Raw genomic sequence first — 26,007 nt, 5'->3', positions numbered from 1 at the left:
CCTGAACAGGCCGGAACGGCAATGGAGACGGTATTAGCGTCAGGGTAGCCCGAGAGCAATACGATCAGCGACATTTGCTGAGCATTCTACGATGGAGGTCCCCAGCAAAGAAAAAAGCCGCATCCGAGGACGCGGCTTTCTGAGACTGTCGTCGCTATGGCGCCGGATTATTGAACCGGCTGCTCCATGCCCTGTGTCGTATCCAGCGCTAGCTGAGAATTGCCGTCGAGCTGATAGATATCGTCGCGGAACTGAACGATGCCGTTGCCAGCCCCCCATGCGGAGATATAGACGAAATAGACCGGAACTTCCGTCGCCAGTGTGATTGGCGTGTTGACGCGAGTGGAAATGACCTGCTCGATATGCTGGCGCGGCCAGCCCGGCGTTTCGGCAAGCAGCCAGTTCGTCAGATCGCGCACGTTCTGCACGCGCACGCAGCCCGAGCTGTCAAAGCGCATCAGCTTGTTGAACAGACCCTGTTCGGGGGTGTCGTGCATATATTCGTTGTTGGGGTTGTGGAAGTTGATCTTCGTAGATGCCATGGCGTTGTTCTTGCCCGGATCCTGGCGGAACATCAGGTCCGGCGCCTTGTCCGAATTCCAGTCGATCGTCTCAGGCGCAACTTCCTGGCCCTTGCCGTCGAGCAGGCGGATATTGTTCTTCGTCAGGTAGGTCGGATCCTTGCGCATCAGCGGCACGATGTCCTTGACGACGATCGAGCGCGGCGCCGTCCAGTACGGGTTGAGAATGACCTCGTAGATCTTGGAATTGATGAGGTGCGTCGGGCGTGAGATGCGGCCGACGATCGCCTCGTGACGCAGCGCCACCTGACCGTCCTCAACGGCTTCGATATAGGTCGCCGGAACGTTGACCATGACGTGACGTCGACCGAGGTCGGACGGGAACGTCTGCAGGCGAACGAGGTTGGTGTTCAATTGCTGCAGGCGGACCTCGGCGGGGATGTTCATCGCCTTCAGCGTGAACTCGCCGATAACGCCGTCCGGCGGCAGGCCGTGGCGGGCTTGGAAGCGCTTGACGGCGCCATCGACGTAGGAATCGAATGCCGAGGACATGCCGGCTTCCTTCGGCAGGTCGCCGGTGACCATCAGGCGCTGGCGGAGCGCCTGTACGGAACCGTCGGTGACGCCGAGCTGAAGCTGCTGCTCGCCAGGATTGATCTGCGGCCAGCCGCCACCGGCAGCGATGCTCTGATACTGGGCGATCGCCTGCTGGATGTTCGGTACGGAATCGGGCCCGAGGATCGGCGTGTTGGAAACAACCGCTGCGGCAGTGCGCGCGGCGGCCTTCGCATCAAACTGATCGTCCCAGTTGCCGCGGGCGCGATTGTTGATCAGCGCATCGAGAGGCGTCTGGTCCTGTGCGAAAGCCGGGGCTGCCAAAGCGGCCACGCCAAAAGTTGCCGCAGACCGCAGGAAGGAGCGGCGCGAGAAGGGTTCAATTCCGGTTTTCTTCGACATATCCCACCGTTCGACGCTGCGGCCCAATTATCCGCAGCCAAGAGAGAAAGCAGTAAATCACTGCAGCTCGCGCCAAGTAACGCAGCTCTGTGTCAATCCGTTGCCTTAGCGCACACTAAAACTTCGCTCCGGACCATCACAATATTGCGAGCCCAAAGCGCTAAGGCATGAAGATCAAGACTTGAAAAGCGCCGTTTGCCGTTCGTTTCCGCTGTCATAGCAATATGGCCAATTCGTGTCGCCCGGCATGAAACTTGCGTTCGCCTGCCGTAGCGGAAGAAACTCCATTTTGCGTTGCTAAAATACCACCAAATGATTGTGGTTCATAGCGCGTGCTAATCCGGCGTCAATGGCGCAGATGCAGCATACATGGTGTGCATCGCAACGTCACGGCGGGGGCGTGGCAAAAAGCGCACAGCCGATGTGGGATCTTTTGCTCGGAACGAGCACAGCCGGATACGCAGGGAACGTATCCGGTCTGTTTGCTGGAGGTTCCGCGGCAACTCCGCCGCGGTGACTTACAGGCGATACAAAATCTGATCGTTCCAGAAGCGGTCGAGGCGCTGCAGGAGCTTGTTCATCTGGGTGAACTCGTCCGTGCCGATGCCGCCGACCTTGTCGATGGAGGCGATGTGGCGCTCGTAGAGCTTGGCGACGGTTTCGGCGATGTCCTGGCCGGTTTCCGTCAGGCTGATGCGGACCGAGCGGCGGTCGATGCGCGAGCGCTGGTGGTTGATGAAACCGAGGTCGACCAGCTTCTTGACGTTATAGGAAACGTTGGAGCCGAGGTAGAAACCGCGAGAGCGCAGTTCGCCGGCGGTCAGTTCGGAATTGCCGATGTTGAAGAGGAGCAGCGCCTGGACGGCGTTGACGTCGTCGCGGCCTTGGCGGTCGAACTCGTCCTTGATAACATCGAGGAGACGGCGGTGGAGACGCTCCACCAAGTGGAGCGATTCCATATACAGACCACGGATATCTTCGATCTGCTGGTCCCGAGCATTCGCAACTGCCTGCGGCTTGATTTTCGTGTTCATCATGACTTGGCCTCACTGTTTTGTTTGGCGGTGTCGTTTTCTTCCCGCCTTGAGTGAGACCCTATCGAATACACATAAAATTCTACTTAAACTGCAGGCTTAACAGCACCTTACCAGGAAGTCTTGGTGTCTCAGGGTAAATCAACCATTACCTGCTGTTCACGCCGGCGCTTCTCCAGCCAGAGCAAAATACGGAAAATACAGTAGAGCACGGCGACGCCGGCATGCAGGATGACGATCAATGGATTGGAGCCGAAAATCTGTGGCCAGAGGCCATACATCAGCGCCTGACTGCCAGCCGCCAGCACCCAGATAACCGGCCCCCAGGAGACCGTCAGCCATAGGCCGAGGGCGGCGACCGGGAAGACGACGGCCAGCCCGGCACCCGCCACCTTCCAGGGCAGATTGAGGAGATCGAAACGCGCCTGGCCGTCCAGCGAATAGCCGACCAGCATCGACCAATATTGCAGGCCAAGCCAGAAACAGGCGATCGCAATCAGCCGCAGGAACAATACGAACAGAATGTCGGTCAGCGTATTCTTGGGTATGGTCGGAGAATCGGGTTCCATGCGCAGACAATAAGTAGAAGGCCAAAGGCTCGCCAGCGCTATAATAGCTGCGGCCTTTCGCCGGGTTTTGTTTCCGGGGGACAGCGTGATAGGTACGCTGCTCACCAATTGAGGCCATAGATAGACTAAAAAGGATGGCGGCACCATGCAGGACAAGACGCATCTTGTTGACGAGATTACCGGGCACCGGCGCATGCGGCGCAACCGCAAGGCCGACTGGACGCGCCGCCTGGTGCAGGAAAACCGCCTGACCGTCGACGACCTGATCTGGCCGATCTTTCTCATCCCCGGCAGCGGCATCGCCGAACCGATCCCCGCCATGCCCGGCGTCTTCAGGCTGACGGTCGACAAGGCCGTAGAAGCGGCAAAGGAAGCAGCCGATCTCGGCATCCCCGCGCTCGCCACCTTTCCGAACATCGAAATGGAGCTGCGCGACGAGACCGGCTCGAACAGTCTGGAAAAGAACAACCTCATCAATCTCGCCACCGCCGCCATCAAGAAGGCCGTGCCGAATATCGGCGTCATCACCGATGTTGCCCTCGACCCATTCACTAGCCACGGCCATGACGGCATTTTGCGCGGCAACGAAATCGTCAATGACGAGACCGTGGAACAGGTGGCGCGCGCCGCCGTCTATCAGGCCGATGCCGGCGCCGATATCATTGCGCCCTCGGAAATGATGGACGGGCGCATCGGTTTCATCCGCCGCGCGCTCGACGCCGCCGGTCACCAGAGCGTCGGCATCATGAGCTATGCCACCAAGTTTAGCTCCGCGTTCTACGGCCCCTATCGCGAGGCGATCTCGACGGGCGGCCTGCTGAAGGGCGATAAGAAAACCTATTATATCGACCCGGCCAACGGCACAGAGGCGGTGCGCGATGCCGCGCTCGACGTCGACGAGGGCGCAGACATGCTGATGGTCAAGCCCGGCCTGCCCTATCTCGACATCTGTTGGCGGCTGAAAGAGGCTTTCGGCCTGCCGACCTTCGCCTACCAGGTCTCCGGTGAATATTCGATGGTCAAGGCCGCCGCAGCCAATGGCTGGATCGACGGCGAAAGGGTGATGCTGGAAACGCTGCTCGCCTTCAAGCGCGCCGGCTGCGACGGCATTCTCACCTATTTCGCACCGGAAGTGGCAAGACTGCTGGCAAAGAGGTAACTCCCGGCCACAAAGCTTATTGCATTTGCCGGACCTCACACCATATGTTCGGCAAATGTTTCCCTGCTACCTGCGCACCCTATCGAACGCGCAAGGAATGCAGTGGGATCTTTAGGCTGCGCATAAAGCCTTTTCATCGGAGCGATAGAAAAGGTTATGCGCGAAGGAGAAAGACAATGAGCCTCAATCCAACCCCGCTTTATGCAGCACCGGACGACTGGCGCGCCTATAGTGGTGTGCTGAGCCGGCGCATCTTCGCCTTCATTCTCGACTATGTCATCGTCGGCTTGCTGTGCATCCCGGCAGCGGTGGTATTGTTCTTTGTCTCCATCCTCACGCTTGGGTTGGGCTTCGTGCTCTATCCTGCCCTCTTCCTCATCGTTGCGGGTCTCTATTTCGGCTGGACGCTCGGCGGACCGCATCAGGCCTCGCTCGGTATGCGCGCCATGGGCATCGCCATGGTGCGGATCGATGGCCGGCCGATGGATTTTCTCACCGCGATCGTACACTTGGCACTGTTCTGGATCCTGAACTCCGTGCTAACACCCCTCATCCTGCTTGCAGGCCTATTCATCGAACGCAGCCGCCTGGTGCACGATCTCCTGCTCGGCACGGTCATCGTCCGAACGGCGTAAACCAAGGTTATTCTACTCAACCTCATACCCAACGGTTTGGTCGTCCCCATCATCATAAGAAAGCCCGCTTGCTTCTGAAGAAGCTGGGAAACTATGGCCTTGGACAAAGGACATAGTTGACGTTTTCTAAACTTGGGCCATGCTTGTGAGGAGTCGAATGCCGAACGGAAGGTTAATCAACGGCAGATGAACACGCAGTCGACGCCATCCCCGCAGTTTTATCTGACGGCACCGGCTGCCTGCCCGTACCTGCCGCGGGAGATGGAGCGCAAGGTCTTCACCCATCTCGTCGGGCCGCGCGCGGCGGAGATGAACGACATCTTGACTCAAGGCGGCTTTCGTCGCTCGCAGAACATCGCCTACCGCCCCGCTTGCGAATCCTGCCGCGCCTGTATTTCCGTTCGCATTCTCGCTCAAGAATTCGAACCCAGCCGGTCGATGAAGCGCGTCCTGTCGTCGAATAGCGATATCATCGCCACCGAATTCCCGGCGCAGCCGTCCAGCGAGCAATATTCCCTCTTCCGCCGCTATCTCGATTATCGTCATCAGCAGGGCGGCATGTCCGACATGACAGTGCTCGACTATGCGATCATGGTCGAAGACACCCACGTCAACACCCGCATCATCGAATATCGTCGGCGCGAGGAAGGCTCCGGGCTGGAGCAGCGGCCCAAAGGCGAGCTGCTGGCGGCAGCATTGACCGACGTGATGAGCGACGGGCTGTCGATGGTCTATTCCTATTTCAATCCCGATCTCGACCAACGCTCGCTCGGCACCTTCATGATCCTCGATCATATCAAGCGGACCAAGGCGCTCGGGCTGCCGCATGTCTATCTCGGCTATTGGGTCAAGGGCTCCCGCAAGATGGACTACAAGACGCGGTTTCAGCCGCAAGAACATCTGACGCCGCGCGGTTGGGAGCGCTTCAATCCCGCCGACGCCTGCCAAGATCCCCCTCGCTGAATGGTCTCCCATCTCTCGGATCACCGAAAAGGCTTGCTGCTGACCACGATCGGCGGCCTTGCGTTGTCGATGGACATTCCGCTGATCCGACTTTCGAGCGGCGACGTCTGGTCTGTCCTGTCGGTGCGCAGCCTTGCGACGATTGTCGTGGCGCTTGCCGCTCTGATCGTCATCCGCCGCTTTACGGGATCGTTGCGCACCACGCTGCCGGGCTGGATCGGGCTTCCCGTCGGCCTTTTCTACGGCCTGACGACCATCACCTTTCTCCTCGCCATCTACTATACGACGGCGGCGAATGTGGTGTTCATCATCGCTCTCAACCCGATGTTCGCTGCGCTCCTTTCCTGGATTTTCCTAAGGGAACGCCCCGCTCTTTCCACCATCGTCGCCATGATCGCGATGATCTTCGGCGTCGGCCTGATCGTGTGGGACGGCATGGAGGGCGGCCATTTCCTCGGTGACGCACTGTCGGTTCTAGCGTCTTTCTTCATCGCCTGCGCCATTACCATCGGCCGCGCCTCGCGAAGGGATATGGGCTTCGCCTCTCTCTTGTCCGCCATCGTCCCTGCCGCAGTCGGACTCTATCATGTCATGCCTTCGGGCATCGCCATCGATCATCCCGGCTGGATCCTGCTCGACGGCGCAGTTCTGATGCCCCTCTCCTTCTGGTGCCTCGCCACCGGCACACGCTTTCTCTCGGCGCCGGAAGTGGCGATGTTCTATCTTCTGGAAACGATCCTGGCGCCGATCTGGGTCTGGCTGATCTTCGCCGAAGCGCCAAGCGACATGACGCTTGCGGGTGGGCTGGTGCTGATCGTGGCGCTTGCGGCGCATTCGTTGTGGCGGGCACGGGTGAGAGCGAGAGTGATGGCGGCGGGGTGAGCCGCGTTGCGACCGCGATGGCCCTATGTTATAACAACGTTATTACATAGGGAGCAGACACCATGAACGTCGTGATCCGCAAGATTGGCAATTCCGAAGGGGTGATTATTCCGAAGGAAGTTCTTCAAAGACTCGGCTTGAAAAATGGCGACGTTTTGGAAATTCGCGAAGTAAACGGCAACATCGAATTGGTTCCCGAGCGCGCCGACCTTGCTGAGCAATTGCGGGCAGCAAGGCTCGGGATGCAAAAATATCGTGCCGCTCTGCGCGAGCTCGCAAAATGAATGAATACAAATGGCTATCACGCGAAGCCATTGAGATCATTCATCACGAGCAGCTCGCCGAGCATGGCGGATTGCCGGGATTAAAAGACGAAAACGCATTGGAAGCCGCCGTCACCCGTCCACTGAACAAAGCTGCATATGGCGAGGATGATCTATTCGTTCTTGCTGCGGCCTACCTTTATGGCCTCGTGCGGAACCACCCATTTTCCGATGGGAACAAACGAACGGGTTATCTGGCCGCTTTCACGTTTCTCTACATCAACGGCTATTTGATTGAAGCAGACGATGGGATGATCGTAACCTTTGTACTAGGCGTCGCTGCCGGAGAAATCGACGAAAAGGGAGCGACGCACTTCCTCAGAGACTTCTCCGTGCCACTGGCTGACTGACCACAAGTTCTTCCGCCCTCACTCGGCCCTTCGCTGAGGCTCCGGCGTTCGTCCCTCGAAACGCCCCACCGGGCGTTTCGTCGGTTACGCCGACCGCTCCTCACCCCGAAAACTTGCCGCTTCTCGGGAAGCCTTTCGGCACCGTGCGCCCGGCCGAGGCGCGTTCGGCAAGCCATTCTGTCAGTTCGTCCCTGGTCTTGGTGAAGGTGCGGCCGGCGCTGTCTTCCCAGGTCAGGCCATCGGCTATGGCGAAGCACTTGATATCGCCGACGCCGCCGTCCTTGTAGCGTTGCAGGCGCACGCCTTTGCCGCGCGACATTTCCGGGATCTGGGACAGCGGAAACACCACCATCTTGCGGTTCTCGCCGACGACAGCGGCGTGATCGCCCGAGATCGGCACGAGCAGTTTCGTCTCATCCGGCGTCGTCAGGTTCATGATCTGCTTGCCCTTGCGGGTATTGGCGACCAGTTCCACTTCCGGCACGATAAAGCCGTTGCCGGCGGTCGAGACGACCAGTTGCTTGCGCTGCGGATCGTGGACGAAGGCGGTCAGCACGTCCTGGTCGTTTTCCATGTCGACCATGATGCGCAGCGGCTCGCCGTGACCACGGCCGCCGGGCAGCTTGTCGCCGCCAAGCGTATAGGCCTTGCCGCCGGTCGTGACGATCAGGATCTTGTCGGTCGTCTGCGCCGGGAATGCCACCTTCAGCCCGTCGCCCTCTTTGAAGGTGAGCGTCGATGTATCGGAGATGTGGCCCTTCAGCGCGCGAATCCAGCCCTTTTCTGAAACGACGACTGTGATCGGTTCCTTCTCGATCATCGCCTGCTGGATAGCAGCGTCGTCGGCCTCAGGCGCTTCGGCGAACTGCGTGCGGCGGCGGCCGATCTCGGTCGCTTTCGCAAATTTCTTCTTCACCTCGCCAATTTCCCAGGCGACTGTCTGCCACTGCTTGTCGTCGGAGGCGAGCAAGGCCTCGATATCGGCCTTCTCCTTGGTCAGGCCGTCGAATTCCTTGCGGATCTCGAATTCTTCGAGCTTGCGCAGAGAGCGCAGCCGCATGTTGAGGATCGCTTCGACCTGATTGTCCGTTAGGCCGAACCGCTCCATCATCACGGGTTTCGGCTCATCCTCCTCGCGGATGATGGCAATGACCTCATCGATGTTGAGGTAGGCGATCAGGAAGCCGCCGAGGATTTCCAGGCGTTTTTCGATGGCCGCGAGCCGGAAGCGCGAACGGCGCAACAACACTTCACGCCGATGATCCAGCCATTCCTTCAGCACATCGTTCAGCGCCATGACCTTCGGGATGCGGCCCATGGAGAGAACGTTCATGTTCAGCGGAAAGCGGCTTTCCAGCTCCGTCAGCTTGAACATCGATTCCATCAGGATCATCGGGTCGACGGTGCGGCTCTTCGGCGTCAGGACGACGCGGATGTCCTCGGCGGATTCATCGCGCACGTCCTCAAGCAGCGGCAGTTTCCGCGCCAGAAGCAGCTCGGCGATCTTTTCGATCAACCGCGATTTCTGCACCTGGAACGGGATTTCGGTAATGACGATCTGATAGCCGCCGCGGCCGAGATCTTCCGTTTCCCACTTGGCACGGACGCGGAAGCCGCCGCGGCCGGTCCTGTAGCTTTCGATGATGCTGTCGCGATCGTCGATGATAATGCCGCCGGTCGGGAAATCCGGGCCGGGGATGAACTCCACCAGCTTTTCGACGGTCGCGTCGCGATCACGGATCAGATGCAGCGCCGCGTCACAGAGTTCGTGGGCATTGTGCGGCGGGATCGAGGTCGCCATGCCGACAGCGATGCCCGAGGAGCCGTTGGCGAGCAGGTTCGGGAAAGCACCGGGCAGGACGACCGGCTCCGAATTCGACTCGTCGTAGGTGTCACGGAAATCCACGGCATCCTGGTCGATGCCTTCGAGCAGCAGTTCCGAGACTGCCGTCATCTTGGATTCGGTGTAGCGCATCGCGGCGGGGCTATCGCCGTCGATATTGCCGAAATTGCCCTGGCCGTTGACCAGCGTGTAGCGTTGCGAGAAATCCTGGGCCAGGCGGGCCAATGCGTCATAGATCGACTGGTCGCCATGCGGGTGATAGTTACCCATCACCTCGCCGACGATCTTGGCGCATTTGCGGAAAGCGGCGGTGGGGCGCAGGCCCATCTCGCTCATCGCATAAACGATACGGCGATGGACCGGCTTCAGGCCGTCGCGAACATCCGGCAGAGCGCGATGCATGATCGTCGACAAGGCATAGGCCAGGTAGCGCTCTTCGAGCGCCGCCTTGAGATCGACCGGAAGGATGCTGTCGTCGTCGCCGCCACCGGGCGGTAAAAGATTTTGTCCCATGGCCCTTGACTAGCCGAGAAGCCGATTCCCGGCAAGAAATCAGTGAAAGGCACTTGTGGATGACGCCTCAGTTCAAGCACGATCTGACGTAAGGTCAGACATAATTCTCGTGCATATATTTGCCATGATCATGGCATTGGAATTTTAGACGAACGCGAATATAAATCGCGCACTACACGCAAAATATGTACACCCGCCTACACCAGCTCAATGAGGAAAAGCCATATGACTTTTTATCGGACAACACGGCTGATGCTGTCCAGCGCCGCCATACTGTCTTTCGCCAGCTCCGCCTTCGCGCTCGACGGTAACGATCTTCTGAAGAAGATCAACGACGTCTACGGGCTGCAGGGCGCTTCGATTGCCGCCACGGGCATCGATATTGACGGTAGCACGGTGACGCTGAAGGGCGCCAGCTTCAAGGCAGCCGGAATGGACGACGGCCTCCCGCTCGGCGACATCACGATGGACGGTGTCGAAGAGAATGACGGCGGTTACACGATTGACGAAATCGCTTTTGCTGATGTCGACCTCAAAAAGGATGGCGCTGCCATTTCCGCCACCGACCTCACGCTGAGCGGCGTCGAAATTCCAGCCGACGCGACCAAGGGCGATCTCAGTTCGCTGCTCTATTACAAGAGCGCTCATGCCGGCGCCGTATCCGTCACCAAGGACGGCACCAAGGTATTTTCGATCGACGATGCCGACGCCACAATGGATAGGCGCGAAGACAAGTCGGGCATCGACTTCGACGCCAAGATCAACGGAGTCAAAGCCGATCTCAGCAAAGTCGACGACGCGAAGACCAAGGACGCGATCGAGGCGCTCAAGCTGCAGCAGATCAATGGCGCAATCGCCATGAAGGGTAGCTGGGAAATCGGACCCGGCACGATCGACATCACCGAATACTCCTTGAACTTCAATGACATCGGCAAACTGAACCTCGCCTTCAGCATTTCCGGCTACACGCCTGCTTTCGCGAAATCATTGCAGGAAGCGCTCAAGACGGTTCGTTCCAATCCGAACCAGCAGGAAGCTCAGCAGTCGGCTGGCCTCGCCATGCTGGGCCTCCTCCAGCAGCTAACTTTCAACAGCGCCCAGATCCGTTTCGACGACGCTTCGATCACAGCACGTGCGCTCGATTTCGCCGGCAAGCAGCAGGGCGTTTCCGGCAAGCAGCTCGCCGACACGCTGAAGGCTATGACGCCGATCATGATGGCGCAGCTCAACATTCCGGAGCTGCAGAATGCCGTTTCCACTGCCGTCAGCGCCTATCTCGACAATCCGAAGAGCCTGACGGTCAAGGCTACGCCAGACAAGCCGGTGCCGGTGCCGATGATCATCGGCGCTGCCATGGGAGCCCCGCAGTCGATCCCGCAGGTCATCGGCCTCAAGGTTTCCTCGAACGACTAAGCTGCCGTTCTCCAAGCTATTCAGAAACCCGGCGATCTCGGTCGCCGGGTTTTTCTTTGCCGCTGGTCAGATCTCCGGCCGAAGCTGATACTTCTTCAGTTCGCTCAGAGCATGAGACAACAGAGCAAACAATTCATCCGTGGTCGCACCGTCGCGCGCCTGGACGGACATGCCCTGCACGATTGCGCCCAGAAAGCGCGCAAGCGATCTGGCGTCGGCATCCGGCCGCATGTCACCCTCGGCGATACCGCGCTCGATTCGTGCCGTGAAAATAGCCAGCGCCTGCAGGCGCATCGATGCGACGTGATGGGCGATCGGCTCGTTTTCCTCTGCGCAGTTCAGCACCGCCGTCGATATCATGCAGCCTTTTGGATGCTCCGGCGCCGTGAAGATCTTGGCGGAATTCGTCAAAAAGCGCTCGAAGGCGGCTACCGTATCCACCTCGTCCGTAAACGGGTTCCCGGGCTCCGGTCGTGGCATGCGTCGATACTGCTCGAGCGCTTCCCGGTATAGCTCGGCCTTGGAGCTGAAGGCGGCATAGAGGCTTTGCGGCGTGATCCCCATGGCCGCCGTCAGATCGGCGATGGAGGAACCATCATAGCCATGCTTCCAGAACGTGTTGCGCGCGGCGGCAAGGACCGTCTCGCGATCGAAGGCGGGCGGACGTCCACGCTTCCGAGGCGCAGAATTTTCGGCCTCTTCGTTATTTTTCATAATGGTCACTCTAGAAATAATCTCCGATCTGATTTATTCAGGAATGGTCATTGTGATTATAGAAGGTTTTGCCCCATGAGTCTTCCCCTGGAAAATTCCGCATACCGGGGCGGCAGCCTTGCTGAAGGCGTCGATACTGCGATTGATTCCGCCCTGGCGGATGAGAGGCTGGTCGGCACCGTAGTTGTCATTGCCCGGGACGGAGAACTGATCTACGGCCGCGCTGCCGGCCTGGCGGATCGCGAGAACCAGGTGGTGATGCGGCGGGATGCCATCTTCCGTCTGGCCTCCATCACCAAACCGATCGTCGCTATTGCCGTCATGCGCCTCGTCGAACAGGGCCGTATTGGGCTGGACGATCCGATCACCAAATGGCTGCCGGACTTCCGGCCGCGGCTGCCCGACGGAGGCGAGGCCGTTATCCGTATCCGGCACCTTCTCACGCACACATCCGGACTGAGTTACACATTCGCCGATGAGCAGGACGGTCCGTATCATCGCGCCGGCGTATCCGACGGCCTGGACATACCGGGCCGGTCGCTGGCCGATAACCTCACGCGTCTCGCCAGCGCTCCCCTTCTCTTTTCGCCCGGCGAAGCCTGGCATTATTCGCTGGCAATGGATGTGCTCGGCGGCATCATCGAAAAGGAAACCGGCGGTGCTCTCGGCGATGCCGTTGCGGAATTGGTGATGAAGCCGCTCGGCCTTTCCGACACGGCCTTTTCGGTCCGTGACCGCAGCCGCCTGGCGGCCGCCTATATGAATGGTGCATCGGGGCTGCAGCGGATGCGAGATGAGACGCTCGTTCCGATACTTGACGGCATGATCCGCTTCGCGCCGGACAGAATATTCAATCCCGGCTCCTATCACTCCGGCGGCGCGGGCATGGCCGGAACGGCAAGCGACATCCTCGCCATTCTGGAAACGGTGCGCAAGGGCGGTGCGCCGCTGCTGTCAGCCGATACGGTGAAGACGATGATGGCCGATCAGGCGGGCGGCCATATGCAGACGCTGCAAGCCGGCTTCGGTTTCGGCTATGGCTGGTCCGTCGTCACCGACCCCGTTGCGGCGCAGGCTCCATTCTCCAAGGGCACGATCAAATGGGGCGGAGTCTACGGCCATAGCTGGTTCGTCGACCCCGAGAAAAAGCTGACGGTCGTGGCGCTCACCAACACCGCTCTCGAAGGCATGTGGGGACAGTTCACGATCGATCTTCGCGATGCGATCTATGCGGCTCTCTAGGTTCTAACAAAGCACGAAAAACCCGGCGATTTCGGTCGCCGGGTTTTGTATTTCATTAAGCTTGAAAGAACTCAGTCCTTCTTGACCGGCGGTACCGGACGGATTGCCAGTTCGCGCAGTTGCGTCGGCGTTGCGGTCGAGGGAGCGCCCATTAGCAGATCCTGCGCCTGCTGGTTCATCGGGAACAGTGAGATCTCGCGCAGGTTCTTGGCACCGACCAGCAGCATGACGATGCGGTCGATACCGAAGGCAGCGCCGCCGTGCGGAGGCGCGCCGTACTGGAAGGCGCGGTAGAGGCCGCCGAAGCGCTCCTCGACATCCGCCTGGCTGAGGCCGACCTTTTCGAAGGCAGCAACCATGGTTTCCGGCGACTGGTTACGGATCGAGCCCGAAGCGATCTCGAAGCCGTTGCAGACAGCGTCGTACTGGAAGGCCTTGATCGTTAGCGGATCCTGGCTCTGCAGCGCCTCAAGGCCGCCCTGCGGCATGGAGAACGGGTTGTGTGCGAAATCGACCTTCTTCTCTTCCTCGCTCCATTCGAAGAACGGGAAGTCGACAATCCAGCAAAGCTCGAAACGGTCGCGGTCGACCAGGTTCAGCTCCTCGCCGGCCCTGGTGCGGGCCTCGCCGGCAAACTTGTAGAACTTGTCCGGATCGCCGGCGACGAAGAAGCAGGCGTCGCCATCATCGAGACCGAGCTGGGTGCGGATCGCATCCGTGCGCTCCTCGCCGATGTTCTTGGCAAGCGGGCCGGCGCCTTCGAGCTTCTCGCCTTCCTTGCGCCAGAAGATATAGCCGAGACCCGGCTGGCCCTGGCTCTGCGCCCAGGCGTTCATCCGGTCGCAGAAAGCGCGCGAACCACCGGTCTTGGCCGGGATCGCCCAGACCTGAACCTTCGGGTTCGAGGCGATCATGTTGGCGAAAACCTTGAAACCGGAGCCGGCGAAATGGTCTGTAACCGCTTCCATGACGATCGGGTTGCGCAGGTCCGGCTTGTCCGAGCCGTATTTGCGGATCGCTTCGTCATAGGGAATGCGCGGCCATTCCTTGGTGACGGGCTTGCCTTCGGCAAACTCTTCGAACACCTGGGTCATCAGCGGGCCCATGGTGTTCCAGACGTCTTCCTGCGTGACGAAGCTCATCTCGAGGTCGAGCTGATAGAATTCGCCCGGCAGACGGTCGGCGCGCGGATCTTCGTCACGGAAGCACGGCGCGATCTGGAAGTAGCGGTCGAAGCCGGCAACCATCAGGAGCTGCTTATACTGCTGCGGTGCCTGCGGCAGGGCGTAGAAGGTGCCGGGATGAATACGGCTCGGCACGAGGAAGTCGCGCGCGCCTTCCGGCGACGAGGCCGTCAGGATCGGCGTGGTATATTCGGTGAAGCCCACTTCGCCCATATGGCGGCGCATGGAGGAGATAACCTGCGTGCGCTTGACGATGTTCCGGTGCAGCGTTTCGCGGCGCAGGTCGAGGAAGCGATACTTCAGGCGAACGTCTTCCGGATATTCCGGCTCGCCGAAAACCGGCAGCGGCAATTCCTTGGCAGCGGAGAGCACTTCGATCTCCTGCGCATAAAGCTCGATCTCGCCGGTCGGCATGTTCTTGTTGATCGTGTCTTCGGTACGGGCCTTCACCAGGCCGTCGATGCGGATGACCCATTCGCCGCGCACGGTCTCGGCAAGCTTAAAGGCCGGAGAATCCGGGTCGGCGACAACCTGGGTGATGCCGTAGTGATCGCGCAGATCGATGAACAACACGCCACCATGATCTCGGACGCGATGAACCCAGCCGGAGATGCGGACGGTCGAACCGACGTCGGACTTGCGCAGGGCGGCGCATGTGTGGCTGCGATAGCGATGCATAGTATATATCCTGGACTTGGCGGACGGCGGCGAATGAGGACAAAAGCCCCTCGCCTGCCGACGAGAAAATCGGGCGGAAAAGCGCATGGTGCGCCTGATTTGTCAAGGCTCGAACGGCGCTTCTATCTCGCCCCCGGCGGGCGAGATAGCAAAAAACTTAGGCTTAGATGAGGGCTCGTCCCTCGTCTAAGTCTTAGTTTTTGCAAGAGAGGGGGTAGGCGGGGATGCGCAGAACTCTTGAACAAGGTTGAGCAAGAAGCGGACCCCCGCTCTTGCAATTTCAATGACTTAGAAATTGCGCCAAGCTTATGAGAGTGTGGAACCTTCCTGTTGCGCAATTCCTAAACCAGTGAAATTGCTTTCTCGCCCGCCAAGGGCGAGATAGGCTTCGAGCTTGCCTAAAGCTCCGGCTCATTCTCCGGTATTTTTCAGCTCTGCCAAGATCGTCAAACAGACTCCATCGAGATTCATGACGACCTCGTAGTTCCAGACCCGCAATATGCGAAATCGCTGACTTCTAAAGTGCTCGTCTCGTCTGAGATCCCGTTTACTTTCAGCGTGTTGCGCACCATCGACCTCAACGATCAACCGCGCTTCAAAACACACAAAGTCTACGATATAGCCATCGATCGGAACCTGTCGCTTGAATTTGAATCCCTCAAGCTGACTGCGACGCAAAGACTGCCAGAGCATGTTCTCAGCCTTGGTGGCATCACCGCGCATTGCTCTGGCAAATTGCCGATGTCGATCAGGAACGTTGCGATGCAAGAGTTCTCTCGTTTCCATTATCGTTATTGCGAAAAGCATCCGGTCAAATAGATTTCTACTATTACGAGAACTACGCGCCAACGGCAATCACTACTATCAGTGGCCGATGCGGCAATTCAGCTACCCCAGCCCCATTGCTGAACACCACAGTCAACTTTAAACAGACTTACCTACCCCGCGTCCCCGGAGCCTCGCATGCCTATCCTTACCCGCCGCAATCTTTTGAAAGCCTCGGCCGTTGCCGGTGCCTATGGCGTGGGGCTTGGCATCGCCAGCAGGTTTGGCGGCAGCGCGGTAGCAGCGCCGGAGCCGCAGGTGCTGAAGGTTGCGAAGATCCAAGCCAGTTTGATGGACGTCGGAGCCACCAAGGATGTCCTGACCTATGGCGACGCCGGCATGCCGCCCGTCCTGCGCATGAAAAAGGGCGAGCCCTTCGCCGCACGCCTGATCAACGGCATCGATGACCCGACGACGATCCACTGGCATGGTATCCGCCTCCCGAACAAGATGGACGGGGTGCCCTTCCTGACGCAGCCCTACGTCTACATGGGCGACCATTTCGATTATGCCTTCACGCCGCCCGACGCCGGCACCTTCTGGTATCATCCGCATTGCAACACGCTGATCCAGATGGGACACGGCATGACAGGCGTCATCATCGTAGAAAATCCGAAGGATCCGGCATTCGATTCGGAAATAGTTCTCAATCTTCGCGACTGGCGGCTCGGCGGCGACGGCCAGTTCATCGCTCCGTTCCGCCCGCGCGATTCCGCCAAGTCCGGCACTTATGGGACGGTGCGGACGGCCAACTGGCAGCAGCAGCCGCAATATGACGCACCCTCCGGCGGGCTGGTGCGGCTGCGGCTCGCCATCACCGACGTCACGCGCATCTATTCTTTCCGCTTGGATGGAGCCGAGGCAACGGTGATCGCCGTCGACGGCAATCCGGTGCCGCAGCGCTTCCCGCTCGATCTGCTGCAGCTCGGACCCGGTCAGCGGCTGGAATTGGCCGTGCGCATGCCCGATAACGAAGGTGCAATCGTCAAGCTCGAGGATATCAAGGGCACCGATCCCAAGGTGCTCGCAACGCTGCGATCAGTCGGCAGCTCGCTGAAGCGCGACGTTCGCGATCTGGCGCCCCTCGAAGACAATCCGGTCGCAAAAGCCGATATCGGCTCGGCGGAGCACATTCCGCTGATCCTCAGCGCCACGGCGGAAAATACCGCCGACAACAGCATTTGCGGCTCGCTTGGCTACAGCTTCTGGGCCATCAACAAGGTGCCGTGGCCGGGCGATACGCCCGATCCGACCGCACCGCTCGCCGAACTGAAACTCGGCAAGAGCTATGTCATCGACATGGAAAACGTGACGCCGCATTCGCATCCGATTCATCTGCACGGCATGAGCTTCACGGTGCTCTCCTCTTCGACGCGCCAGGTGCGGCCCTTCGTCTCCGACACCTACCTGATCCAGCCCAATGAAAAGGTGCAGCTCGGCGTCGTCGCCGACAATCCCGGCGACTGGGTGTTGCATTGCCACATTATCGAACATCAGAAAACGGGCATGACCAGCTATGTGCGCGTGGCTTAGGCACGATCCCGAAACGGGCTTCATGCTCGCTCAGGACGACCCCAAGTACTTTCCGCAATTCCACTTAAAAGCGGCGACCGTACCGGGCTTGCCCTTTCGACGTATTGACATCTCCCATCGAAAGGGGAAGGAAGGTTAACGGACTATTTTACCGATGAATGTGTTGATATGATCGAAACTACCGCCCAATTGGAGGCGGCCTGCCAAGAGCTGGCCAAGTCAGAATTCATTACCATCGACACCGAATTCCTGCGCGAGACGACCTTCTGGCCGGAGCTTTGCCTGATCCAGATGGCGAGCCCCACGACCGAAGTGCTGGTTGATCCGCTGGCCAAGGGCCTGGACCTGAAACCCTTTTTTGAGCTGATGGCCAATCCCGCTGTCATGAAGGTGTTCCACGCAGCACGCCAGGACATCGAAATCATCTTCAATCGCGGCAACCTCATACCGCATCCGATCTTCGACACGCAGGTGGCCGCCATGGTCTGCGGCTTCGGCGATTCGGTCTCCTACGATCAGCTCGTCAGCCGCACCAAGAACGTTCACATCGACAAGTCTTCGCGCTTCACCGACTGGAGCCGCCGGCCGCTGTCGGAGAAACAGCTCGACTATGCGCTCGCCGACGTTACACATCTGCGCGACGTCTATCTTTCGTTGAAAGAGCAGCTCGAACGTGAAGGCCGCGCCTCCTGGCTGCTCGAAGAAATGGCGATCCTCGAAGCGCGCGAGACCTACGACCTGCATCCGGACGATGCCTGGCAGCGGCTGAAGATGCGGCTGCGCAAGCCGCAGGAACTGGCCGTTTTGAAATACGTCGCCGCCTGGCGCGAACGCGAGGCGCGCGCCCGCAATGTGCCGCGCGCCCGTGTGCTGAAGGACGATGCAATTTACGAAATCGCCCAGCAGCAGCCGAAGGACATGGAAGCGCTCGGCCGCCTGCGCACGATCCCGAAAGGTTGGGAGCGATCCGCCTCCGGCACGGCCGTATTGGAGGCAATCAATCAGGCCCTGGCCTTGCCCAAGGCCGAAATGCCGCATGTACCGCGCCACCAGCAAGCGCCGGAAGGCACAGCCGCAGCGGCTGAACTGCTGAAGGTTCTCCTGAAGCTCATCGCTGAAAAACACGGCGTCGCCCCGAAAGTCATCGCCAACAGCGAGGATCTGGACAAGATTGCCGCCGAAGGCGAGAAAGCCGAAGTGGCCGCCCTCACCGGCTGGCGACGCGATCTTTTCGGCGAGACGGCGCTGCAGCTCATCCAGGGCCAGGTGGCCTTACGCTTCGTCGGCAAGCGGGTCGAGACGGTCAGTTTGTAGTCACGTGACCTTTGCCGATCGGTCGGCGATGCCGAACATTTGGCGGTTGCGCGCCATTTAAAAATAGAGATGCTGGTTGCGGACGCGATTGTGCCGCACATCCGCCAGGATGGGCGCTTAGCGCAATCACATAATTGATGGCGCACAGGCCTTTTCCCGAACCAATCCCGGTTTGGAGGCGCGCCGGCTCTTGGCGGATCGGCAGCATGGGAAGATTCCCCTCAGCGCTCAACTGGATTTTGACCGCGGCCGTCGTCGCCGCAAGCGGCGTCCTCTATGGCAAGCTGTTTTTCCATGCGTCACCGCTGTATATCGGCGCAATCTACGCATTGTTCTGCGGCATGCCGGCGCTGGCCTTCGAACGCCGCATGATTCTGCCGCGCTTGAACCATTGGATGCATAGCCTGCCTACGCCGGCCTTCATCCTATCAGCCTTGATTATCGATTTCGCCTTGATCGCCATCGGTTTTGCAATGGCCGGCGGCCTGATGAAATCGCTGAACCTGATCAACGACACCTGGGCCAACGTCATGCTGCTGCAGGTCGATGTCTATATCTATGCCGTCCTGGTGACCGCGATGATCATTTTCGTCGGGCGCGTGCGGGAGCTGCTTGGCCGCGACGTCTTCCTCAGCCTGTTGACCGGCCGTTATCGCAATCCGATGCAGGAAGAGCGCGTGTTTCTCTTCATCGATCTCGTCGGTTCGACGGCCTTCGCCGAGGAGCATGGCGACCTCAGGACACAGCAATTTCTAGGCTCGGTATTCAGCGCGTTCGCCGAGCCGGTGAGGCGATATAAGGGTGCGATCGACGACTATATCGGCGATGCCGCCATCATCACCTGGCCTCTTCGGCGTGGCGTGAAGAATGCCCGTTGCATTCGCTGTGTCTTCGACATCCTTGCCGATATCGAGGCGAATGCGGAGACATGGCTGAAATCCTACGGCAGGGTGCCGCGGCTGAGGGCCGCCTTGCACGGCGGCAGCATCGTCACTGCCGAAATCGGCATCGACCATCACAAGATCGCCTATTTCGGCGACACGGTGAATACCACCGCGAGGCTGGAATCGCTCTGCAAGACGCTGGAGCGACAGGTGCTGATCTCAGCCGATCTTGCAAGACGGATCGAGCTTCCCGACGATATCGCCAGGGAAGACCTTGGCGACCATGCCGTTCGCGGTCGCGACCAGACACTCGGGGTGATTGCCCTGCATAGGGCGAGGAGGCCAGAGCGGAAGGCGATAGGTGGGAGGTCGTAGGCAGGGAGTTATTATCTTCCTTGCCTATTGCCTATTGCCTATTGCCTAGTCCCCAAGACCCTACACCCTATCGGTTGTCCACAGTCACCAAAGCTTCACCTAAGCGTTAATTCGCCGACATAGCTCGCCTGTTAAGCGGGAGTTGTTTGCCAATCCCCGCCAACAAGGTGACATGATGACCCGAATTCTTTTCGCTTCCACGGCACTTTTTGTTCTGATTGCCGCCTCGGCCCAGGCCGATGAAACGCAGTTTCCCGCAAAGCTGACCTCGCAGGCCATCCTGCCCGCCAACACGATTGTCGCGGCACCGGTCGACGCGCCGGAATTTCTGAAGACCTCCGGCAAGTTCACGACGCCGGATCGCAAGCGCACGGAGGCCCTCGGCACGGTTCCGGGCAAAGACGGCGCCCGCGTGACCGATCTGAAGCTGCCCTTCAATGGCCAGGCGATCCAGGGCTTTTCCGGGATCAAGACCATGCCGGACGGCACCTTCTGGACGCTGACCGACAACGGCTTCGGCTCCAAGCAGAATTCGAGCGACTCCATGCTGTTCCTGCACCAAATCAAATTCGACTGGGACAATGGCAAGGTTGATGTCGTCAAGAACCTGTTCCTGTCCGACCCGAACAAGAAGGCTCCCTTCCCAATCGTCCTCGAAGGCGCCGACAAGCGCTATCTGACCGGCGCCGATTTCGATATCGAATCAATCCAGCCGGTTGCCGACGGCTTCTGGATCGGCGACGAATTCGGTCCCTATCTGCTGAAGTTCGATATGAACGGCGCGCTGACCGACGTTTTCCCGACGACACTCAACGGCAAGCCCGTCATGTCTCCGGACAATCCGCTGCTGCAACTGCCGGCCAACCCGACGCAGAAGATGCCGGCCTTCAACCTGAGACGCTCGGGTGGCTTCGAAGGCCTCGCCATGTCGAAGGACGGCAGCAAGCTCTATGGCCTGCTGGAAGGCGCGATCTATCAAGACGACGGCAAGATGGAAAGCGTCGACGGCCACACCGCGATCCGCGTCATCGAATTCGACGTCGCCTCGAAGAGCTGGACCGGTCGTAGCTGGCTCTACCCCTTCGCAGACAAGGGCACCTCGATCGGCGATTTCAACATGCTGGACGACAGCACCGCTCTGGTGATCGAGCGCGACAACGGCGCCGGCACGAAGGACAAGGCTTGCGCCGATCCGAAGCAACCGAAGCCGGATTGCTTCGAAGCGCCGGCCGAATTGAAGCGCGTCTATAAGATCGAATTCAACGACGCCAATGTCGGCAAGGCCGTCCGCAAGATCGGTTACATCGATCTGCTGCATATCGAAGATCCCGACCACAAGCGTCGCCAGGGCGGCGGCGAAGGCTTCTACGACATGCCCTTCGTCACCATCGAAAACGTCGACCGCGTCGATGCCACCCACATCATCATCGGCAACGACAATAACCTGCCCTTCTCGGCCGGCCGAGCTGTCGACAAGGCAGACGACAACGAGTTCAGCATTCTCGAAGTCGGCGATTTCCTCAACGCTAAGTGAGCGATACCCTACCTTCTCCCCATCGGGGAGAAGGTTTTTTACTCAAACCGGAATGCAAGCCGTCTATTCGTCAGCTTGCCCAGTTGTTGCAGCCGGCCTTCCAGCCGCTCGCCGGCGAAATCGTGGTATTCGGCTGGAACGACGAATTCGAGATCCAGCTCCGGGCTCGGCGAACGTCGAAATGTCAGATTGCGGACGACGCCTGGCATGGAAGCCGAAAAGAGATAGACGACGCGCAATAGGCCGCCGAGCAGTTTGGCGCGTTCGACGAATTGCGGCGTGGCGATCGCTGCCAGCGGTTCGGTGGCGCCGTCATCGTGAAGGCCCTCGAAACGGTAGTAATTGGCGAGAGCGATAAAGGCGCGGCCGGCGTGGGTGATGCCGACGAAGGACGTGTGGGCGATGATGTTCAGCGCCTGCAGGCCGCGATAGTCGGGATGGGCACGCCAACTGATGTCGGCAAGCAAGCAAGCGGCCTGGCGATAGCGGCTCTCCTCCTCCGTCTCGGTAACGCCGAAGAAGGGCATCATGCGACCGGTCCACTCGGCAAGTTCCCGCGCATGCTCCGGCGAACGGGCGCGCAGGATCGCAAGTTCGCCGGCGGCGACCAGCAACGGGTCGCTATGGCGTTCCGCCTCGGTCAGCAGCGAATAGAGGTAGCCTTCACGCACGCCCTGGGCCGAGAAGGATATGACGGAGGGCTTCATTTCCGCCAGCACCTCGCGCATCGCCACCGCGCCGAAGGGCAGCAGCGAACGGCGATGCTTGGAGATGGCCATCAGCGCCGGCTCTTTCGATTCCTTCGCCTCGCTGATCTGATCGAGGAAACGCATCATCTCGTCCAGCGGCACTTCATAGCCCTGCATCATATGCAGCGCATATTTACGCATTTCCATGTGCAGCTTGGCGATGTTTCGCCAGGTGCCGCCGACCGCATAAAAGGTGCGTCCCTCGCCCTTGCTCAGCAGTTTCGCTGTTTTCACATGCTTGCGGGCAAAGCTGCGCGCCCTGGCGAGCGAACCGTTGGCATATTCGGAAAGCCTGAGGCCGCCGAGCGGCAGGGTGATGCCCTTGCCGATCTCCTTGCCCTTGATGTCGATGAGCTCGAGCGAACCGCCACCGAGGTCGCCGGCGATGCCATCCGGGTGGAAAAAGCCGCTGATGATGCCAAGCGCGGAAAAACGCGCCTCTTCCTCGCCTGAAAGCACACGCACCTTGCGCTGCAGGATCGATTCTGCCTGATGGATGAATTCCGGACCGTTGCTTGCCTCGCGGGCAGCCGCCGTCGCCAGAACGTAGATGGTCGATGCGCGCGCCTGGTCGGACAGCGCCTTGAACCGGTGCAGGGATGCGAGCGCGCGCGCGACGCTCTCCTCATCCATCTTTCCGGTCAGCGCTATGCCCCTGCCAAGGCCGCAAAGCACTTTCTCGTTGAAAAGGATGGTCGGCGACCGCGAATGGCCTTCATAGACGACGAGACGAACCGAGTTCGACCCGATATCGACAACGGAGACCGGGGCAATACCGGGAAGGCGCCCCTGGGCTTCTGATTCAACCATGCAGGTCCAGTTATTTCTTGCGGCCCGACAACAGCCCGGCGATCAGTTTCGGCGCACTGGATTTCAGAGCTTCACCACGGCCGGAAAGGCTGGGATTAGTCATGAAATACTGCTGCGCGTTGAATGGCTCTTCCCCCTTGCGCACCTCCATGCGCCGCGAAGTACCGTCCGGCAATATCTCGTAGCTCTGCTGATTGTCAATGATGTTGCCCAGCATGATCTGCGAAAGAACCTGCTCGTGCACGGTCTTGTTGGTCAGCGGAACAAGGGTTTCGACGCGGCGGTCGAGGTTTCTCGGCATCATGTCGGCGGAGCCGATATAGACCAGCGCCTTCTCCGACGGCAGGCCCTGGCCATTGCCGAAGCAGAAGATGCGGCTGTGTTCGAGGAAGCGGCCGACGATGGACTTGACGCGGATATTTTCGGAGAGACCCGGCACCTGCGGACGCAGGCAGCAGATGCCGCGCACGACGAGATCGATCTCCACGCCGGCATTGCTTGCGCGGTAGAGCGCATCGATGATGTCGGGGTCGACCAGCGAATTCATCTTCATCCAGATCGCCGCCGGCTGGCCGTTTTTGGCGTGCTCGATCTCCTCCTCGATATGCTGGAGGATGCGCGAGCGCAGCGTATAGGGCGAAACTGCGATCTTCATGCCGTCTTCCGGCTCACCGTAACCGGTGATGAAGTTGAAAATGTTCGCCATGTCATGGGCGATCTTCGGATCGCAGGTGAAGTAGGAAAGGTCGGTATAGATCTTGGCGGTGATCGGGTGGTAGTTGCCTGTGCCGAGGTGGCAATAAGTGCGCAGCTTGCCGTCCTCACGGCGCACGACCATCGACATCTTCGCATGCGTCTTGAGCTCGATAAAGCCGAAGACGACCTGCACGCCGGCGCGTTCGAGGTCGCGCGCCCAGCGGATATTGGCCTCTTCGTCAAAGCGGGCCTTGAGCTCGACCAGCGCCGTGACCGATTTGCCGGTATCGGCGGCATCGATCAGCGCCCGGACGATCGGGCTGTCGTTGGAGGTACGATAGAGCGTCTGCTTTATCGCCAGAACGTCAGGATCGCGCGCAGCCTGGAGAAGAAACTGGACGACCACGTCGAAGGATTCGTAGGGGTGGTGGACCACCATGTCCTTTTCGCGGATCGCGGCGAAGCAATCGCCGGCATGTTCGCGGACGCGCTCAGGAAATCGGGCATTGTAGGGCTCGAAGCGCAGATCGTCGCGCGGCGCCTTGGCGATTTCGGACAACGTGTTGAGGGCCAAAAGGCCCGGCAGAACGGCGATGCGGTTTTCAGGGACGTTCAGCGATTCCACAACGAACTGGCGCAGCTCGAGCGGCATTTCCGAATCGGTCTCGATGCGGATCACCGAACCGCGGCGGCGGCGCTTCAGCGCCGTTTCGAAGAAGCGCACCAGATCTTCGGCTTCTTCCTCGACTTCGATATCGCTGTCTCGGATGATGCGGAACGTACCCGAACCTTGCACCTCATAGCCGGGATAGAGCCGGTGAATGAAGATGTTCACTACGTCTTCCAGCGTGATGTAGCGGATGACGTTGCTCGCGTCCGGCAGGCGGACGAAGCGGTCGAGCGCCGGCGGCAGACGCAGCAGCGCCGTCATCGGCTCGCGGCCGTTCATGCTGTTCAGTTGCAGCGCGATCGAGAAGCCGAGGTTCGGAATGAACGGGAACGGATGCGCCGGATCGATAGAAAGCGGCGTCAGGACCGGGAAGATCGCCTGATCGAATTCATTGGCAAGCCATTGCCGGTCGACCTCGGAAAGTGCCGGCGGGCGCACGATCAGAATGTCTTCCTTGGCGAGATACTGCTGCAGCACGGCAAGCGAGGCCTGCTGTTCCATCTGCAGATTGTCGATCTCGCGCAGGATGTCGTCGAGCTGTTCGGCGGGCGTCTTGCCGTCCGGAGTGCGCATGAGGATCTTCTGGCGGACCTGGCCTTCGAGGCCGGCGACGCGCACCATGAAGAATTCATCGAGGTTGGCGGCGGAAATGGAGAGGAAACGGATGCGTTCCAGAAGCGGATGCGCCGTGTTCAGCGTTTCCTCCAGAACGCGGCGGTTGAACTGCAGCCAGGAAAATTCACGGTTGATGAAGCGTTCGGGGCTGGTCAGCAGCTCATTGATCGGCGGCGCGGTCTCCGGCGCTTGCTGGTTGGATTCCTGATGTTCCGTTAATGCCGAGTCCATGTTCCACCTGCCTCATCTTATAAGCTTGCGCCACGTATAGCAGTTTGACGACGGAACTGTGACAGTTCAACGATCGTTCAATCAGCGGGGGCGGAATTACCCAATTCATTCAATACTTCAGCGGCCAGAATGCGTGTGATCCTGGTGCCGCGGCCGAGCGCAAGGCGGTCCAGCCGATCGACGATCAACTGGGCGGCATTCAGGGACCGTTCCATGCGGTTGACGATATAGAGGACAAGTTTGTCATCGATATAAAGCTGACGGTCCGCAAAGAGCTTTACGATCACCTGCGACAACAATTCCTCGTCCGGCTCGCCGATCTCAACCACCGTCGCCGCCTTCAGCCGCGAGCGCAGATCGGGCAGCGTCACCGGCCAGGACATCGGCCAGAGCCTGCTGGTCATCAGCAGGCCCGTGCCGTTTTCCCTGACGCTGTTGATGACATGGAAAAGCTCAGTGTCGTCAAAGCCCAGGCGATCGACATCCTCGAAGATGACCGGGCCGTTCGCCGCCGCCACGGCTGCGCCGGAGCCGGTTTTCGGATGAATAGCGATCGCGCCGCTTCTCTCGCGCCAGATATTGGCAAGGTGCGATTTTCCCGAACCGACCGGCCCGGCGAGAATGACCACGGGCGACGGCCAAGATGGCCATGAATCGACGATCTTCACCGCCGCGCTCAAGGGATGGGCGACCAGCAGGTCGTCGCGGCCGCTCGCGGCGTCGTGCGCAAAAGCCAGGGGTAGCTGTTCGGCGGGCTTGCGCCTCAAATCAGCATTCTTCGCGTCGGTCAT

General features: G+C 59.7%; 22 protein-coding genes. 12 read left to right on the top strand and 10 right to left on the bottom strand.

The features are described 5' to 3' along the window. Nucleotides 1-167: 167 nt before the first annotated feature. The 3 genes from QA648_RS04515 to QA648_RS04505 all read right to left on the bottom strand — a co-directional run bounded on the left by QA648_RS04515 (nt 168) and on the right by QA648_RS04505 (nt 3,081). The gene (locus tag QA648_RS04515) at nt 168-1,478 is read right to left on the bottom strand and encodes a L,D-transpeptidase family protein (RefSeq protein WP_283049910.1); all 1,311 of its coding nucleotides are present in this window, start codon (nt 1,476-1,478) and stop codon (nt 168-170) included. Between the two features lie 518 nt (nt 1,479-1,996). Further along, nucleotides 1,997-2,512 carry a MarR family winged helix-turn-helix transcriptional regulator gene (locus tag QA648_RS04510; RefSeq protein WP_028753315.1) on the bottom strand — a complete coding sequence of 172 codons (516 nt, stop codon included), beginning with the start codon at nt 2,510-2,512 and terminating at the stop codon, nt 1,997-1,999. Between the two features lie 131 nt (nt 2,513-2,643). Continuing rightward, nucleotides 2,644-3,081 carry a DUF6163 family protein gene (locus tag QA648_RS04505; RefSeq protein ID WP_283049909.1) on the bottom strand — a complete coding sequence of 146 codons (438 nt, stop codon included), beginning with the start codon at nt 3,079-3,081 and terminating at the stop codon, nt 2,644-2,646. A gap of 145 nt (nt 3,082-3,226) precedes the next feature. Here QA648_RS04505 and hemB point away from each other — a divergent pair, with 145 nt between their 5' ends. From hemB to QA648_RS04475, 6 genes are all read left to right on the top strand, one after another. Beyond that, on the top strand, nt 3,227-4,240 hold the full coding sequence (hemB, locus tag QA648_RS04500; protein ID WP_283049908.1) for a porphobilinogen synthase: 1,014 nt from the start codon (nt 3,227-3,229) through the stop codon (nt 4,238-4,240). 176 nt (nt 4,241-4,416) lie between these two features. Then, entirely contained in the window at nt 4,417-4,875 is a 459-nt protein-coding gene (locus tag QA648_RS04495) for an RDD family protein (RefSeq protein ID WP_104822613.1), read from the top strand. 186 nt (nt 4,876-5,061) lie between these two features. Beyond that, nucleotides 5,062-5,838 (top strand): arginyltransferase, encoded by a 777-nt coding sequence (locus tag QA648_RS04490; protein ID WP_104822612.1) that lies wholly within the window; start codon nt 5,062-5,064, stop codon nt 5,836-5,838. Beyond that, on the top strand, nt 5,839-6,720 hold the full coding sequence (locus QA648_RS04485; protein ID WP_283049906.1) for a DMT family transporter: 882 nt from the start codon (nt 5,839-5,841) through the stop codon (nt 6,718-6,720). 62 nt (nt 6,721-6,782) lie between these two features. Further along, nucleotides 6,783-7,004 carry an AbrB/MazE/SpoVT family DNA-binding domain-containing protein gene (locus tag QA648_RS04480; protein WP_283049904.1) on the top strand — a complete coding sequence of 74 codons (222 nt, stop codon included), beginning with the start codon at nt 6,783-6,785 and terminating at the stop codon, nt 7,002-7,004. Beyond that, nucleotides 7,001-7,393: a type II toxin-antitoxin system death-on-curing family toxin gene (locus QA648_RS04475; protein WP_283049902.1), complete on the top strand. Its 393-nt coding sequence runs from the start codon at nt 7,001-7,003 to the stop codon at nt 7,391-7,393. The genes QA648_RS04480 and QA648_RS04475 overlap by 4 nt, the downstream gene beginning before the upstream one ends. Before the next feature lie 100 nt (nt 7,394-7,493). Here the strand turns inward: QA648_RS04475 and parC are convergent, their stop codons facing one another. Next, nucleotides 7,494-9,749, bottom strand: a complete 2,256-nt coding sequence (parC, locus tag QA648_RS04470) for a DNA topoisomerase IV subunit A (RefSeq protein ID WP_283049901.1) — start codon at nt 9,747-9,749, stop codon at nt 7,494-7,496. Between the two features lie 225 nt (nt 9,750-9,974). Here parC and QA648_RS04465 point away from each other — a divergent pair, with 225 nt between their 5' ends. Continuing rightward, nucleotides 9,975-11,162 carry a hypothetical protein gene (locus QA648_RS04465; protein WP_283049899.1) on the top strand — a complete coding sequence of 396 codons (1,188 nt, stop codon included), beginning with the start codon at nt 9,975-9,977 and terminating at the stop codon, nt 11,160-11,162. Between the two features lie 66 nt (nt 11,163-11,228). Here QA648_RS04465 and QA648_RS04460 read toward each other — a convergent pair whose 3' ends face one another. After that, a complete protein-coding gene (locus QA648_RS04460) occupies nt 11,229-11,885 on the bottom strand; it encodes a TetR/AcrR family transcriptional regulator (RefSeq protein WP_283049897.1) in 657 nt (218 codons plus the stop codon). A 66-nt stretch (nt 11,886-11,951) separates the two neighbouring features. Between QA648_RS04460 and QA648_RS04455 the strand changes: the two genes are divergently transcribed. Then, nucleotides 11,952-13,118: a serine hydrolase domain-containing protein gene (locus tag QA648_RS04455; RefSeq protein ID WP_283049895.1), complete on the top strand. Its 1,167-nt coding sequence runs from the start codon at nt 11,952-11,954 to the stop codon at nt 13,116-13,118. Between the two features lie 71 nt (nt 13,119-13,189). Here the strand turns inward: QA648_RS04455 and aspS are convergent, their stop codons facing one another. Together aspS and QA648_RS04445 are read right to left on the bottom strand one after the other, a co-directional pair. Continuing rightward, on the bottom strand, nt 13,190-14,980 hold the full coding sequence (gene aspS, locus QA648_RS04450; protein WP_283049892.1) for an aspartate--tRNA ligase: 1,791 nt from the start codon (nt 14,978-14,980) through the stop codon (nt 13,190-13,192). A 411-nt stretch (nt 14,981-15,391) separates the two neighbouring features. Further along, on the bottom strand, nt 15,392-15,703 hold the full coding sequence (locus QA648_RS04445; protein ID WP_283051212.1) for a DUF559 domain-containing protein: 312 nt from the start codon (nt 15,701-15,703) through the stop codon (nt 15,392-15,394). 240 nt (nt 15,704-15,943) lie between these two features. On the opposite strand from QA648_RS04445, the gene QA648_RS04440 reads away from it, so the two are divergent. From QA648_RS04440 to QA648_RS04425, 4 genes are all read left to right on the top strand, one after another. Next, a complete protein-coding gene (locus tag QA648_RS04440) occupies nt 15,944-17,338 on the top strand; it encodes a multicopper oxidase family protein (protein ID WP_283049890.1) in 1,395 nt (464 codons plus the stop codon). A gap of 168 nt (nt 17,339-17,506) precedes the next feature. Continuing rightward, entirely contained in the window at nt 17,507-18,652 is a 1,146-nt protein-coding gene (gene rnd / locus QA648_RS04435; protein ID WP_104822603.1) for a ribonuclease D, read from the top strand. Between the two features lie 206 nt (nt 18,653-18,858). After that, nucleotides 18,859-19,911: an adenylate/guanylate cyclase domain-containing protein gene (locus tag QA648_RS04430; RefSeq protein WP_283049888.1), complete on the top strand. Its 1,053-nt coding sequence runs from the start codon at nt 18,859-18,861 to the stop codon at nt 19,909-19,911. A gap of 175 nt (nt 19,912-20,086) precedes the next feature. Continuing rightward, the gene (locus QA648_RS04425) at nt 20,087-21,445 is read left to right on the top strand and encodes an esterase-like activity of phytase family protein (RefSeq protein WP_260303715.1); all 1,359 of its coding nucleotides are present in this window, start codon (nt 20,087-20,089) and stop codon (nt 21,443-21,445) included. 38 nt (nt 21,446-21,483) lie between these two features. On the opposite strand, the gene ppx is transcribed toward QA648_RS04425, so the two are convergent. The 3 genes from ppx to hdaA form a co-directional block, all read right to left on the bottom strand. Further along, complete coding sequence (ppx, locus tag QA648_RS04420; protein ID WP_104822601.1) at nt 21,484-23,004, bottom strand: exopolyphosphatase; 1,521 nt, start codon at nt 23,002-23,004, stop codon at nt 21,484-21,486. 10 nt (nt 23,005-23,014) lie between these two features. Further along, complete coding sequence (locus QA648_RS04415; RefSeq protein WP_283049886.1) at nt 23,015-25,216, bottom strand: RNA degradosome polyphosphate kinase; 2,202 nt, start codon at nt 25,214-25,216, stop codon at nt 23,015-23,017. A gap of 77 nt (nt 25,217-25,293) precedes the next feature. Beyond that, a complete protein-coding gene (hdaA, locus tag QA648_RS04410; RefSeq protein WP_283049884.1) occupies nt 25,294-26,007 on the bottom strand; it encodes a DnaA regulatory inactivator HdaA in 714 nt (237 codons plus the stop codon).

The organism is Rhizobium sp. CB3171, from assembly GCF_029714265.1.
In the GTDB taxonomy this organism is placed as follows: Bacteria; Pseudomonadota; Alphaproteobacteria; order Rhizobiales; family Rhizobiaceae; genus Rhizobium.
This window is presented reverse-complemented; position numbering and strand designations above follow the sequence as displayed.